Raw genomic sequence first — 13,854 nt, 5'->3', positions numbered from 1 at the left:
CCCGGTTCATGACCCGTATCCTTCGCAAGATCGTCGCGCTGTTCGCCTGCCTTGCCGCGCTGTTCCAGGTTCCCGCCGCCGCCGAAGTGCTGCGCCTGACAGAGGAAGGCCGCGCAGCGCAGGCCCGCCCCGCCCTCTGGAAGATCGCCGACAAGGACACCACGATCTGGCTGTTCGGCACGATCCACGCGCTGCCCGACGGCATCGCATGGTTCAGCGGGCCGGTATCCGAAGCGTTCGAGGCATCGGACGAACTCGTCACCGAGATCGTGCCCGAGGAACCGGCGACGATGCAGCGGCTGGTGCTCGACAAGGCGGTGATGGACGAAGCGACGACGCTGCGTTCGCTGATGGCCGATACCGACCGCGCCGAATTCGAGGCCGCGCTCGGCACGCTCGAACTGCCGCCCGAAAGCTTCGACCGGTTCGAGCCGTGGTACGCGGCGGTGACCCTGTCGACGATTCCGCTGCTGCGCGATGGCTTCCAGTCCAAGAACGGCGTCGAGGAAACGCTGGCGCTCCACGCGACCGAGGCGGAAATGCCGCACGCGGGGCTGGAGACGGCAGAGCAACAGCTTTCGATGTTCGATTCGCTGCCCGTCGATGTGCAGGTCCGCTATCTCGACGACGTGGTCGAGCAGCTTCCCGGACTGCGGCAGGACCTGCTCTCGATGGTCGAGGCCTGGAAGATCGGCGACGCGGCCAGGCTGGCCGAGCTGATCAACGCCGAGGAGGACGAGCCCGCGCTCGTCGAGGCACTGCTCACCGGGCGCAACAGGGCATGGGCGGGCTGGATCTCGGAACGCATGCAGAAGCCGGGCACGGTCTTCCTTGCAGTCGGCGCCGGTCATCTGGCAGGGCCGGGCAGTGTCCAGCAGCAGCTCGAAACTCTCGGCATTTCCGCACAGCGCATTCAGTAGCGCCTTGCGCGCCCTGTTCGCGGCGCTGCTTGCCGCGCTCGCTGCCGCCTGTGCGCCGGAGCCGGTGCCCGCCGATCCCGCGCTCTGGGAAGTGACCGGGCCGGACGGCGAGCGCGGCTGGCTGTTCGGCACTGTCCATTCGCTCGAGCGACCCGCCCGCTGGCGCACCGCCGAAGTCGACCGCGCACTGTCGCGGGCCGATACGGTGGTCGTCGAGATCGCCGACCTTGCCGACGGTTCCGGGATGGCAGACACGTTCGCGCGCCTCTCGCGCACCCCCGGACAGCCGCCGCTGAGCCGCCGGCTGAGACCCGAGCTGCGGCCGCGCCTTGCGCAGGTGCTCGCCGACACCGGACTGTCGGACGACGGGTTCCCCGATACCGAGACCTGGGGCGCGGCGCTCACCCTTGCGCAGGCCGGGGGCGGCGACCTGAAGGCGAAGTACGGGATCGACCGCGCTGTGATCGAGGTCGCAGGAAGCCGCCGGATCGTCGAACTCGAAGGCGTGGCAGGCCAGCTCGCCATCTTCGACACCCTGCCCGAGGCCGAACAGCGCGACCTCCTTGCCGCCATCGTGAGCGACGCCGGCGCGCTCGAAACCGAAAGCGGCGGGCTTGCCGACGCCTGGCTGGCGGGCGACATGGAGCGGATAGAGCGCGAGACCAATCGCGGCCTGCTCGCGGATCCGGAGCTGCGCGATGCGCTTTACGTCAAGCGCAACGAGGCATGGAAGGGACGCATCGTCGCGCTGCTCCTCTCGGGAGCGCGACCCTTCGTCGCGGTCGGAGCGGCGCACATGGCCGGGCCGGAAGGGCTGCCTGCGCTTCTGGAAGCTGCCGGGTACCGCGTCCGCCGCGTCGATTGAGCGTTGCTTTTGCGCCGTCCGTCCGTTAAGGGCGCGCGCTTCCCGTCATGGTCATCCCTGGAGGCGTGGCGGCGAAGAAACACGTATTCACCGTTTTCGAAAGGTAGTGAAGATGAGCGACACGCTTACCCTGCCGGCCGAGGCGCGCGAACGGGCTGGCAAGGGAGCCTCCCGTGCACTGCGTCGTGATGGCCGCGTCCCCGCCGTTGTATATGGCAACAACGAAGATCCGCTGACGATTCACGTCGAGGAGAAGGAACTGCGCCGCCAGCTCGGCACCGGTCACTTCATGAACTCGATCGTGATGGTCGAGGTTGGCGGCAAGAAAGTTCGGACGCTGCCGAAGGACGTCGCCTTCCATCCCGTGAACGATCGCCCGCTGCACGTCGACTTCCTGCGCCTTTCGAAGGACGCGAAGGTCGAGGTTGCGATCCCGGTACACTTCGCCAACGAAGAGAAGTCGCCGGGGCTGAAGCGCGGCGGCGTGCTCAACGTCGTTCGCCACGAACTCGAGCTGGTCTGCGAAGCGGACAAGATCCCCGAGGAAATCACCATCGACGTGACCGGGCTGGAGGTCGGCGATTCGATACACATCAGCAGCGTGTCTCTTCCCGAGGGTTCGGAAAGCGCGATCACCGACCGCGATTTCACCATCGCGACCATCGTTGCTCCGTCGGCGCTCAAGAAGGCCGAAGGCGCCGAGCGTGCCGAGGGTGAAGATGCCGAGGGCGAAGAGGGCACCGAGGCCACCGAACAGGCCGAAGATCCCGAAGCCTGACACTGACATGGGAGCCCCTCCCCTTGCGGGAGGGGTACTCTTCGCAAGATGCAAATTTGGGTAGGCCTCGGCAATCCCGGTCCGCAATACGCCATGAACCGGCACAACGTCGGCTTCATGGCCGTGGACACGATTGCCGAGGTCCACTCGTTCGGCCCTGTCCAGAAGAAGTTCCAGGGCTGGATGCAGGACGGCAGGGTCGGCGCAGAGCGCGTGATCCTGCTCAAGCCCGCGACATTCATGAACGAAAGCGGGCGCTCCGTCGGCGAGGCGATGCGCTTCTACAAGCTGGAACCCGACGCTCTCACCGTCTTCCACGACGAGCTCGATCTCGCGCCCTTCAAGGTCAAGGTAAAACAGGGCGGCGGGGCGGCCGGGCATAACGGCCTGCGCTCCATCGGGCAGCATGTCGGCCCCGATTTCCGGCGCGTCCGGCTCGGCATCGGTCACCCCGGACACAAGGACCGGGTGACCGGTTACGTGCTGGGCAACTACGCCAAGGCCGAGATGGACGATCTTGCCGGAATGCTGGGCGCAGTCGCCGTCGAGTCCGAATGGCTCGCGCAGGGCGACGATCCCCGCTTCATGAGCGACGTTGCGCTGCGCCAGGGCGCCTGAGCAGCCCGCGCGTCAGCGGCGCGCGTCTTCCGCTTCCAGTTCGTGCCGAAGCTCGCGCGTCTTCGCGTCGGTATAGGCATCGCGGCCTTTCGGGCGCTTCCAGTACCGGATAGTCGCGTAAAGGATCGCGCCGATCAGCAGGATCGGACCAATCACGACGGTTACAAACCATAGCCAGTCCATCGAAAATTCTCCTTTGATGATAGAATGATCGGCAGGCACCGGCGTTCCGAAAAGGCACCTGGCATGCCATCCGGACTGTCGGTCGATATTACAGGTCGAGAGGTCCCGGCGACGCGTTAACCACCGCAAGCCCTGCAAATCCTTGTTTGGCACACCCCTTGCGTCTGATGACGTCGAGAATTGTTAAGGGTTTCCAAAGGGGAAGAACGATGAAGAAGAAGGTACTCGTCCTCGCCGCCATCGCAGCTTCGATGGTCGCGACGACGACGCCCGCTCATGCGACCCGCTACTGGTTCAAGCACTCGCACTATTGCGGTTGCGGACACCAGACCTGCAACCCGCAGCCCCCGGGCTCCTCGAGCAGCGGCGGCAGCGAAGTGCCCGAGCCCGGCATGCTCGGCCTGCTCGGTCTCGGCCTCATCGGCCTCGGCTATGCACGTCGCCGCTCGCGCAACGCCTGAAAGGAAACTTCGATGAACCTTCGCGCCACTCTCGCATGCGCCACGGCGATCGCCGGACTCGCCCTGTCGAGCCCCGCGCTTGCCGACGCAATCACGCTCGATTCCTCGAACATCGGGGACAGCTTCACCGTCAATTACGATGGGTTCGCCGATGGCAACCCGATCGACGGGCTTACCGGCACGGCGACCTTCACCCTGACCGGGATCAGCGGATCGAGCTACATGTTCGACTACTCGGTTTCGAACACCAGTAGCATGGGTGTGGACTCACGCATCTCCAGTTTCGCGTTCGACGTCGATCCCTCGATCACCGGCGCCAGCAGCACCGGCGACTTCCCGTTCACCGTGCTCGACAGCAATTACCCGAACGGCATCGGCAACGTCGACGTCTGCTTCAAGGGCGGGTCGAGCAACAGCTGCGCGGGCAATTCGGGCGGCGTGACTGCCGGCAACACCGGTTCCGGCTCGCTCTCGCTCGATTTCGCGGGCGGCTCGCCCAATGCGATCACGCTCGACGACTTCTTCGTGCGCTACCAGTCGATCACCGGCGCGGGCAACGTCACCTCGGCGAGCGGCTCGGGCACGATCAGTTCGACCGGCGGCAGCACCGGCGGCACGCCGGTTCCCGAACCGGGCATGCTCGGCCTTCTCGGCCTTGGTCTTGCGGGTCTCGCGTTCGCGCGCGGCCGCGCACGGCGCAAAATGGTTCCGGCAGCGGCCTGAAGTCGCACCGGCTAATATCCCAACGGAATACTCGGGGCCTTTCCGCAATCGCGGGAAGGCCCCTTTTCTATCCCCGCTCGGCGGCGGCAAGATGCTTTGCGATGGTCCGGTTTCCGGGCGCCTTTCGCGCAGCCTGGCGGAGCAGCGCGAGACCGCGTGGCTTGTCCTTGCCGGTCCGGTGAAGCAGCCAGCCCGCCGTATCCATGACCGAGGGATTGTCGGGCGCCAGCGCCAGCGCCTTCTCGGCATAACCCAGCGCCTTTGCCGGATCTCCCGCCTCGCTGTGCGCGAACGCGAGGTTGTTGAGGACGAGCACGTTGCGCCCGTCGGTCGCGCCAAGGATCGTCTCGTAGGCGGCAATCGCGGCATGCCAGTTGCCCGCCCGGATCGCGGCATCGCCGCGCGACAGTTCGCTGGCGAGCAGCTCGGGCGTCGGGAAAGCGGCCCGCGCGCTGTAGTTGCTGGCCTCGGGCGCTCCTGCCTCCCTGGCTGCCTTCGCGACGAGCGCGAGTTCCTCGGGCTTCGCATCGGGACGCGCGGCCAGCGGGCGGAGCGTTTCCAGTGCCCCGGAGGCGTCGCCCGACTTCAGCTTCGCTTCGCCAAGCAGCCGCGTCACGTCGCGATCGCCGGGTTCGCGCAGGGCCAGCGAGGAAAGCCGGATGCGCGCCTGCTCGGCATGCCCGAGTTCCATCATCGCCTTGGCGTAGAGCATGTTCGCGGCGGGCCGGCCCTCCAACGTCTGCTCCAGAGGCTGCAGCATCTTGCGGACCTTGCCCCAGTCGCCGTCCTCGCTGGCGAGAAGCGCGGCGAAATACGTGAAGTCGGGGTCCTGCGGGTTGCGTTCGAGTGCACCCGAAACCAGCGTTCGCACTTCGTCGAGCCGTCCGGTCTCGCCCAGCACGCCGATCCGGCCGATCGTTGCTGCACGGCTCTCTGGATAGGCGGCGAGCGCGCGGTCGTAGAATCTGAGCGCATCAGCCGTGCGTCCGCGCGCCATCGCGACATCGGCGTTGACGATGATCGCCTGAAGCGCCTCGGGCTTTTCGGCGAGCGCCTTCGAGGCAAGCTTCGCAGCGCCTTCGAGGTCGTCCTGCGCCATGCGGAAATGCGCGTAGTCGGCGAGAAGGCGGCCCTTCGCTCCCCTGGCCTGCGCGCCCTCGGCGAACGCCTTCGCGGCGGCATCGAGGTCTTCGCGGCCGACGTGGGCGAGCGCGCGAATCCGGAACGCCTCTGCCGATTCGTCTCCCGCTACCCGCTCGAGCGCCTTGTCGAACTGGCCGCGCATGAGATCGGTCTCCGCGTAGAGATTGTGCGCATCGGCAGGCAGCTTGCCGGTAGCGGCCAGCCTGTCGAGCACGGCGGCGGCGGAAACCGGGTCCTGCAAGGCGAGGTGCGTGCGCGCCAGCATTTCCAGCGCCTGCACGTTCGCCGGATCGTCCTTGATCGCGGTTACGAGGTCGAGCCGCGCTTCGGAATAGCGATGAGCCTCGAACGCTGCCTGCGCCCTTTCGAAACGTTCCTCGGGAGTAACACCGCAAGCCGTCAGGAGAACGGCAGCGGCAAGCGGAAGGGTCATGCGAATGGCGTTTTGCATGGTCCGGATGCGTAGCGCGGCGGAGTGAAGATTAGGTGAAACTGGCCAAGTCGCGCTGCGACCGCTATGGGCGCCCGCTTGGAGCGGCGGCCAGGTCCGAAGGCCCGCCAGCAGGAGTGTGAAATGGGATTTCGTTGCGGGATCGTCGGCCTGCCCAATGTCGGCAAGTCGACCTTGTTCAATGCGCTTACCGAGACGCAGGCGGCGCAGGCGGCGAACTATCCCTTCTGCACCATCGAGCCGAACGTCGGCCAGGTTGGCGTGCCCGATCCCCGGCTGGACAAGCTGGCCGAGATCGCGGGTTCGGCGAAGATTATCCCGACCCAGCTGAGCTTCGTCGACATCGCCGGCCTCGTGCGCGGCGCATCGAAGGGCGAAGGCCTCGGCAACCAGTTCCTCGCCAACATCCGCGAGGTCGACGCGATCGTCCACGTGCTGCGCTGCTTCGAGGACGACGACATCCAGCACGTAGACAACCGCGTCGATCCCATCGCCGATGCCGAGACGGTCGAGACCGAACTGCTGCTTGCGGATCTCGAAAGCCTGGAGAAGCGCGTTCCCGCGGCGCAAAAGCGCGCGACCGGCGGCGACAAGGAAGCGAAGATCGCGGCAAGCGTGCTCGGCCAGGCGCTCGAACTGCTGCAGAACGGCAAGCCCGCGCGGCTCACCGAACCGAAGGACGACGAGGAAGCCCGCCTGTTCGGCCAGGCGCAGCTACTCACCGCCAAGCCGGTACTTTACGTCTGCAACGTCGAGGAAGACGCTGCCGCCGAGGGTAATGCCCATTCGGCTCGCGTCTTCGAAAAGGCGAAGGCGGAGGGCGCCAATGCGGTTATCGTGTCGGCGGCGATCGAGGCCGAACTGATCGGCATGGAATCCGCCGATCGCCTCGATTTCCTGGCCGAGATGGGGCTGTCCGAAACCGGCCTGTCGCGCATCATCCGCTCTGGGTACGACCTCCTGCACCTGATCACGTTCTTCACCGTCGGCCCCAAGGAAGCGCGGGCGTGGACCGTGCATCATGGCGCAAAGGCTCCCGAGGCGGCCGGCGAAATCCATTCGGACATGCAACGCGGCTTCATCCGCGCCGAAACCATCGCCTACGACGACTTCGTTTCGCTCGGTGGCGAAAGCGCGGCTAAGGATGCGGGCAAGCTGCGGCAGGAAGGCAAGGACTACGTGGTGAAGGACGGCGACGTCCTGCATTTCAAGTTCAACGTGTGATTCGTTGCTGACCCGGCCGGTGGGCACCATCCACCCGTCCGTGCGTTGACCTTCCTGAAAGCAGGAGGATCAAACGTGGTCGACAAGTCTGAAAAATTCCGCTGGCTCGCACGGCTCGGCTTTGCCGCGCGCGGCGTGGTCTACACACTCGTGGGCTACCTGTTCCTGACGGGAGGAAGTGGCGGAAACAGCGGCAGCGGCGGCGCGCAGAGTGCTTTCGCGTGGATACAGGAAGTGCCCGGCGGCACGGTCATCCTCTATCTCTGCGCGCTCGGCCTGTTCGGCTATGCGCTCTATCGCCTCGCCTCGCCTGCATTCGACATCGAGAATTACGGCAGCGACAAGAAGGGCGTCGGCCACCGCATCGGCCATGCCGCGAGCGGTGTCGCCCACCTTGTCCTGGCCTATACCGCCTTCCAGTTCGCCAGCGGCGACAAGCAGTCGTCGGGCAGTGGCAGCGGCGGTGGCGGCGCGCAGGAAGCGGCAGGAACCGTGCTTTCGGTCGAGTTCGGGTCGGTGATCCTCGGCATTGTCGGCATCGGCTTCCTGATCGCGGCATTCGCCCAGGCAAAGAAGGCAGTATCGGGCGATTTCATGAACCGCGTTTCCCCGCGCGCGCCGGGCTTCGTGAAGCCGCTCGGCCACGCAGGCTACGCCGCGCGCGCAGTCGTCTTCGCGATCATCGGCTGGTCGCTCGTTCAATCGGCCTGGATATCGAGCAGTTCGCAGGTCAAGACGCTGGGCGATGCGGTCATGTCGCTGCGGGACGACGGCATAATTTTCACGCTGGTCGCACTCGGCCTGCTGCTCTTCGGCATCTTCAGCCTATTCCTGGCGCGCTATCGCATCGTGCCCGATCTCGGCCCGGACGGACGCACGCCGACATATCGACTCGGGTGAGCCATGGCGAGCGACGCGAAAGCGAACGAAAGCACCAGGGCCTCGCTCTACCGGATGGTGATGGACAAGCACGTCTGTCCCTACGGCCTGAAATCGAAGCACCTCCTCGAAAGCGAGGGCTTCGAGGTCGAGGATCACTGGCTGACCACGCGGGCGGAAACCGACGCCTTCAAGGAAAAGCACGACGTACCGACGACTCCGCAGACCTTCATCGGAGGCGAGCGGATCGGCGGTTACGACGCACTTCGCAAGCATTTCGGCAAAAAGGTCAAGGACCCGGACGCGACGAGCTACAAACCCGTCCTTGCCGTCTTCGCGACGGCTGCGGGCATCGCCCTGGCGGTAAGCTATTTCGCTTTCGGAACACCGCTGACCGTCCGCGCCGCCGAATGGTTCGTGTCGATCACGATGATGTTGCTTGCCATGCTCAAGCTGCAGGATGTCGAGAGTTTCTCGACCATGTTCCTCAACTACGACCTGCTGGCGAAGCGCTGGGTGCCCTACGGATACGTCTATCCGTTCGGCGAGTGGCTGGCGGGCGCGCTGATGACCGCGCATTTCCTGCCGTGGCTGTCCATCCCGATCGCACTGTTCATCGGCACGATCGGCGCGGTCTCGGTCTTCAAGGCAGTCTACGTCGACAAGCGCGAACTCAAGTGCGCCTGCGTCGGCGGGGGCAGCAACGTGCCGCTGGGCTTCGTGTCGCTTACCGAGAACCTGTTCATGATCGGCATGGCGATCTGGATGCTGTTCACGGCGGGGTGAACGAAGTCAGCCGAACTTGCTGATGCTTTCCAGCTTCTTGTAGCCGGCGAAGACTGAAAGCTGCGCACCGCCTGCGGCAATGTCGATGAAATCCAGGCCCGGCTTGGTACCGTCGAAACCCGCGCAAGTCAGGAGCGTCTTGGCAAGCTCGACATCGTTCATCCTCTTGAGCGCGTCGACGAAGCCCTTGTCCTTGCCGAGCGACCAGTAGATTTCCTTGCCCTTTTCCAGCAGCGCCGTCCACTTGTTCGACAGGTCCTTCAGTTTCTTGACTTCGTCGAAAATCTTTTTCTGCTGTTCGAACTGCTTCAGCGTCTTGTTCACCGATTCGTATGCATTCGCGTAAAAATTGAGGCGGCTGAGCGCAGGCCCGTATTTAGTCGCCGACTTGGCGAGGTTCTTCCAGCTCGGGCCGGCATCGAGCGAGAAGTCGACCTCGAAGGACACCCGGTTCTTCATTTCGTCGATGTTCTTGTAGCCGGGAAGCAGCATGATACCGCCGCCGCCCGAAGCACCGGCGCCAAGCGCCGCATAGCCGCCCCAGCCCGCCACGAGGTACTTCTTCTCGAAATTGCCGAGCTTCCAGACCAGCCCGAGGAAGAAGGAGCCGCGCATCGCCCAGGCGGACCCGCTGAAGCCGAAATAGGGGCCGATCCAGAAATTGGAGACTTCGGGAGTTGTCTTGCACGACCACAAGCCCACCGGCTTCATCGCATCGTAGTTCAGGACACGGGTGGAACTGCCCTGATTGCCAAGGCTCTTCACGGTTTTCAGGTCCAACAGGTAGGCGTTGGCCCACTCTGTGTTGGCGGGGATATTTATCGCCGGATTGCGTCCGAGGGCGAGACAATGCTTGTGCGCATTGATGTTCAGGAGAAAATGATCGTAATGCACGAAGCCCGGCGGTGGAGGAACGAAATAAACCTGCCCTGTCAGCGACGTAACGAGCTTTCTATGGGGGATTGGCTTGATGACCCGCCACCCCTTCCGCTCTGTCATCGTTATGAGGTAATCGTTCATGCCGATGGTAGCGTCGGCATCGATATTCGTGAAATCGCCGCCAGGTTGCCAGATCGTCAGGGTTTTCATCATGCCCTCCGTTAGCCAAAGTAATCGTGAATACTAACGGAAGCAAAGTCAAAGCCTATCGGGCAGTATAAGTCCTCACACGTACGGGATCGGGACAGTCGGCAAGTCTAGGCCCCGCACTGTACCGTGCCGGCGGCGGTGTAGACGAGGCGTCCGTGGGCGTCGCGAAGCGTGACGCGGCCGGAGTAGTCGGTCGTCTCGTCTCCCGATCGCTCGCCCTCGCCCGACAGTTGCAAGTCGAGCGACATTTCGCGCCCGTCGTAATGGGCGCGCGCTCCGTATGGCAATTCCTCGCTACCGGTATCGGCGGAGAACTGGATCATCAGGCCGTCGGGCTTGAGCCAGGCTGCTTCAGCCATTGCTATGACGACAGGCGGTTCCTGCGACGATGCCGTGAAGGCGCAACTCGCCCCGAAAGCCTCGCTCTGCTCGATATCCTCGAACGTGATGGGAACGAGCCGGACGATCTCCACCGGCGGCACGGGATCCTGCGCGGCCTCGACCTGTGCGATGGCACGCGTGTCCATGCCCTCTTCGTCCGGCGACTGTGCATCGCACGCCGACAGCATGAAGGCCGGAAGTCCGAGCAGACAGCTTGCCCAGCGGATCATTTCCGAAATCCCCGATCACGTTGCCACCGTGCGAAAAAATCATGCATTGCCGAACGGTTGTCAATCCACTTGACATTGAAACGCTATTTTCGGCCGAACAGCTTTTCAATGTCCTCGTGCGCGAGCTTGACCCACGTCGGTCGCCCGTGATTGCACTGCCCCGAGCGTGGCGTTCGCTCCATTTCGCGCAGAAGCGCGTTCATCTCCGCCACCGACAGCGAACGCCCCGCCCTTACCGACCCGTGGCAGGCCATCGTCGCGAGCACCAGGTCGAGCTTCTCGCCGAGCAGGAGCGCATCGCCGTGCCGTGCAAGGTCGTCGGCGATATCGCGCACCAGCGCTTCCGCGTTGCTCCTGCCGAGAACCGAAGGCACCGCCCGGACAAGCATCGCGGCAGGACCGAACCGTTCGATCGCCAGGCCCAGCTTCGCCAGTTCCTCCGCGCGCTCCTCGAGCCGGTCGCACGCCGGTTCGTCGAGTTCGACCACTTCGGGCATGAGGAGCGCCTGCGACCGCGCCACCGCGTCTCCGGCCCCTGCAGCACGCAGCCGTTCGAGGACGAGCCGTTCATGCGCCGCGTGCTGGTCCACGATGACGAGGCCGTCGTCGGCTTCGGCGACGATGTAGGTCTGCGCGATCTGCGCCCGCGCAGCGCCGAGCGGAAAGTCGGTCGGCCCATCGTCGGTTGTCTCCCCGCGCGCCTCGACCCTTGCGGAAGGCTCGATCAGGTCCCGCTCCAACCCGCGCCATGGCGCGGCGCTTTCGCCGACCCGGGCCTGCGGCATCGAGTGCTCGCGCGCGAAGAGAGCCTGCAGCGAGGGTGCCTTGGGAGTGGCGGATGCGGGCTCCACCTGCCAGTTCGCCATGCCGGAAGCCGACGGCGTCTGCGCGCTGCGCTGGCCCGCCGCTTCCAGCGCTTGGCGCAGCGCGCCGACGATGAAACCGCGCACGAAGGCGGGATCGCGAAAGCGGACTTCGGTCTTCGCCGGGTGGACGTTCACGTCGACATCTTCGGGCGGCAGGTCAAGGAACAGCGCCAGCACAGCGTGCCGGTCGCGCGCGAGCATGTCGGCATAGGCACCGCGCACCGCGCCGACGAGCAGGCGGTCCTTTACCGGCCTGCCGTTGACAAAGAGGTACTGGTGATCGGCGACGCCGCGATTGAAGGTCGGCAGGCCGGCAAGCCCGGTCAGCCGCGCATTCTCGCGCTGCGCATCGATGACGACGCCGTCCTCCGACAGTTCGCGCGCCACGATCCGCGAGACGCGCGCCGCCAGTTCCTCACCCGCCTGCACTGCCAGCGTTTTGCGCCCGTCGTGTTCGAGCACGAAGCCGATGTCGGGCCGCGCCATCGCCAGCCGGCGCACCACGTCGAGGCAGGCGGCGTATTCGCTGCGCGGGGTGCGCAGGAACTTGCGACGGGCGGGGACCTTGCCGAACAGGCGCTCGACCCTGATGCGCGTTCCGGGCGGGAGCGCGGCGGGAGCGTCCTCCGTGACCGCGCCGTGATCGACGACCCGGCGCCACCCTTCGGCACCCGCGCCCGGACGGCTCTCGATGGTCAGGCGCGCGACGCTGGCGATCGATGGCAGTGCCTCGCCCCGAAAGCCGAGCGTCGCCACCTGTTCGATGCGCTCGTCGGGCAATTTGGAAGTCGCGTGCCTTTCGAGCGCCAGCGCGATTTCGGCGGGAGACATCCCGCAACCGTCGTCGGTCACCTCGATCAGGTCGAGGCCCCCCGATGCGAGTCGCACCGCGATCGACCGCGCCCCGGCGTCGATGGCATTCTCGGTCAGTTCCTTGAGCGCGGACGCGGGGCGTTCGACCACCTCGCCAGCGGCGATTCGGTTGACGAGTTCCTCGGGAAGGCGCCGGATTTCGGGCATATCCGCAACCTAACGACCAGCCGCAGTCTTTTCGAGACGGAAGCCCAAGCTTATCCGCCGATTCCGGCACAAAATTTTGGCGTTTCGCCAAAGCATCGGCTAAGGAGCCGCCTTCCACGCTCCACGGCCCGTCGGATTCAGCCGCTTCCTGTGCGGTAAGTGGCGGGCAAATCTATGGTTTCTTCAATGGCTTCGATGATGTCGCGATTCTTCAAATTCGGTTCGCAGAACATGGCGATCGACCTCGGTACCGCCAACACGCTCGTCTACGTGCAGGACAGGGGGATCGTGCTCAACGAACCTTCGGTGGTCGCGATCGAGACGCTGCACGGCATCAAGAAGGTCAAGGCGGTCGGCGACGACGCGAAGATGATGATGGGCAAGACGCCCGACAATATCGAGGCGATCCGACCCTTGCGCGACGGCGTCATCGCCGACATCGAGATCGCCGAGGAGATGATCAAGCACTTCATCCGCAAGGTGCACGGCAAGAAGAGCCTGTTCCGCTATCCCGAGATCGTGATCTGCGTTCCCTCCGGCTCCACTTCGGTCGAGCGCCGCGCGATCCGCGATGCCGCATCGAATGCAGGCGCGAGCCAGGTCTACCTGATCCTCGAGCCGATGGCCGCCGCGATCGGCGCGGACATGCCGGTGACCGAACCGGTCGGATCGATGGTCGTCGACATCGGCGGCGGCACCACCGAAGTCGCGGTGCTTTCGCTTCGCGGCCTTGCCTATACCACTTCCGTCCGCGTGGGTGGCGACAAGATGGACGAGGCGATCGTCTCCTACGTGCGCCGTCACCACAACCTGCTGATCGGCGAAGCGACTGCCGAGCGGATCAAGAAGGACTATGCGACCGCGGTCGTCCCGGCCGACGGCACCGGCGAGACGATCACCCTCAAGGGCCGCGACCTCGTCAACGGCGTGCCCAAGGAAATCACGATCACGCAGGCGAACATCGCAGAGGCGCTGTCCGAACCCATCGGCGCGATCATCGAGGGCGTGCGCATCGCGCTGGAAAACACCGCTCCCGAACTGGCCGCCGACATCGTCGACCAGGGCATCGTGCTCACCGGCGGCGGCGCGCTGATCAAGGGTCTCGACGACTACCTGCGCGAAGAGACCGGCCTGCCTGTCAGCATCGCCGAAGATCCGCTATCGTGCGTCGCGCTCGGTACGGGGCGTGCGATGGAGGATCCCATCTATCGCGGCGTCCTGATGACCGCCTGATCCA

The 13,854-nt window shown here is 65.1% G+C and carries 15 protein-coding genes; 10 read left to right on the top strand and 5 right to left on the bottom strand.

Annotated elements, in window-relative coordinates; all coding sequences use genetic code 11:
* Nucleotides 1-8: 8 nt before the first annotated feature.
* The 4 genes from FHS75_RS02505 to pth all read left to right on the top strand — a co-directional run bounded on the left by FHS75_RS02505 (nucleotide 9) and on the right by pth (nucleotide 3,181).
* Complete coding sequence (locus FHS75_RS02505; protein WP_179406131.1) at nucleotides 9-920, top strand: TraB/GumN family protein; 912 nt, start codon at nucleotides 9-11, stop codon at nucleotides 918-920.
* On the top strand, nucleotides 868-1,785 hold the full coding sequence (locus tag FHS75_RS02500; RefSeq protein WP_229735469.1) for a TraB/GumN family protein: 918 nt from the start codon (nucleotides 868-870) through the stop codon (nucleotides 1,783-1,785). Before FHS75_RS02505 ends, FHS75_RS02500 begins: the two co-directional genes overlap by 53 nt.
* 112 nt (nucleotides 1,786-1,897) lie before the next feature.
* Nucleotides 1,898-2,563, top strand: a complete 666-nt coding sequence (locus tag FHS75_RS02495; RefSeq protein WP_179406130.1) for a 50S ribosomal protein L25/general stress protein Ctc — start codon at nucleotides 1,898-1,900, stop codon at nucleotides 2,561-2,563.
* Nucleotides 2,564-2,611: 48 nt separating this feature from the next.
* Entirely contained in the window at nucleotides 2,612-3,181 is a 570-nt protein-coding gene (pth, locus tag FHS75_RS02490; RefSeq protein WP_179406129.1) for an aminoacyl-tRNA hydrolase, read from the top strand.
* A gap of 12 nt (nucleotides 3,182-3,193) precedes the next feature.
* Here the strand turns inward: pth and FHS75_RS02485 are convergent, their stop codons facing one another.
* On the bottom strand, nucleotides 3,194-3,364 hold the full coding sequence (locus tag FHS75_RS02485) for a hypothetical protein (RefSeq protein ID WP_179406128.1): 171 nt from the start codon (nucleotides 3,362-3,364) through the stop codon (nucleotides 3,194-3,196).
* 209 nt (nucleotides 3,365-3,573) lie between these two features.
* On the opposite strand from FHS75_RS02485, the gene FHS75_RS02480 reads away from it, so the two are divergent.
* Complete coding sequence (locus tag FHS75_RS02480; RefSeq protein ID WP_179406127.1) at nucleotides 3,574-3,825, top strand: PEP-CTERM sorting domain-containing protein; 252 nt, start codon at nucleotides 3,574-3,576, stop codon at nucleotides 3,823-3,825.
* Between the two features lie 12 nt (nucleotides 3,826-3,837).
* Nucleotides 3,838-4,548: a cistern family PEP-CTERM protein gene (locus FHS75_RS02475; RefSeq protein WP_179406126.1), complete on the top strand. Its 711-nt coding sequence runs from the start codon at nucleotides 3,838-3,840 to the stop codon at nucleotides 4,546-4,548.
* A gap of 67 nt (nucleotides 4,549-4,615) precedes the next feature.
* On the opposite strand, the gene FHS75_RS02470 is transcribed toward FHS75_RS02475, so the two are convergent.
* Nucleotides 4,616-6,124 carry a tetratricopeptide repeat protein gene (locus FHS75_RS02470; RefSeq protein WP_229735468.1) on the bottom strand — a complete coding sequence of 503 codons (1,509 nt, stop codon included), beginning with the start codon at nucleotides 6,122-6,124 and terminating at the stop codon, nucleotides 4,616-4,618.
* 141 nt (nucleotides 6,125-6,265) lie between these two features.
* On the opposite strand from FHS75_RS02470, the gene ychF reads away from it, so the two are divergent.
* The 3 genes from ychF (at nucleotide 6,266) to FHS75_RS02455 (ending at nucleotide 9,031) form a co-directional block, all read left to right on the top strand.
* A complete protein-coding gene (ychF, locus tag FHS75_RS02465; RefSeq protein WP_179406124.1) occupies nucleotides 6,266-7,366 on the top strand; it encodes a redox-regulated ATPase YchF in 1,101 nt (366 codons plus the stop codon).
* Nucleotides 7,367-7,441: 75 nt separating this feature from the next.
* Nucleotides 7,442-8,266 carry a DUF1206 domain-containing protein gene (locus FHS75_RS02460; protein WP_179406123.1) on the top strand — a complete coding sequence of 275 codons (825 nt, stop codon included), beginning with the start codon at nucleotides 7,442-7,444 and terminating at the stop codon, nucleotides 8,264-8,266.
* A gap of 3 nt (nucleotides 8,267-8,269) precedes the next feature.
* A complete protein-coding gene (locus FHS75_RS02455) occupies nucleotides 8,270-9,031 on the top strand; it encodes a MauE/DoxX family redox-associated membrane protein (RefSeq protein WP_179406122.1) in 762 nt (253 codons plus the stop codon).
* A 6-nt stretch (nucleotides 9,032-9,037) separates the two neighbouring features.
* Here FHS75_RS02455 and FHS75_RS02450 read toward each other — a convergent pair whose 3' ends face one another.
* The 3 genes from FHS75_RS02450 to mutL form a co-directional block, all read right to left on the bottom strand.
* Entirely contained in the window at nucleotides 9,038-10,123 is a 1,086-nt protein-coding gene (locus FHS75_RS02450) for a hypothetical protein (protein ID WP_179406121.1), read from the bottom strand.
* Between the two features lie 104 nt (nucleotides 10,124-10,227).
* On the bottom strand, nucleotides 10,228-10,731 hold the full coding sequence (locus tag FHS75_RS02445; RefSeq protein WP_179406120.1) for a hypothetical protein: 504 nt from the start codon (nucleotides 10,729-10,731) through the stop codon (nucleotides 10,228-10,230).
* 83 nt (nucleotides 10,732-10,814) lie between these two features.
* Nucleotides 10,815-12,617, bottom strand: a complete 1,803-nt coding sequence (mutL, locus tag FHS75_RS02440) for a DNA mismatch repair endonuclease MutL (protein ID WP_179406119.1) — start codon at nucleotides 12,615-12,617, stop codon at nucleotides 10,815-10,817.
* A 186-nt stretch (nucleotides 12,618-12,803) separates the two neighbouring features.
* Here mutL and FHS75_RS02435 point away from each other — a divergent pair, with 186 nt between their 5' ends.
* Complete coding sequence (locus FHS75_RS02435; RefSeq protein ID WP_280526239.1) at nucleotides 12,804-13,850, top strand: rod shape-determining protein; 1,047 nt, start codon at nucleotides 12,804-12,806, stop codon at nucleotides 13,848-13,850.
* Nucleotides 13,851-13,854 lie beyond the last annotated feature (4 nt).

It is taken from the genome of Novosphingobium marinum (assembly GCF_013408095.1).
Lineage (GTDB): Bacteria > Pseudomonadota > Alphaproteobacteria > Sphingomonadales > Sphingomonadaceae > Novosphingobium > Novosphingobium marinum.
This window is presented reverse-complemented; position numbering and strand designations above follow the sequence as displayed.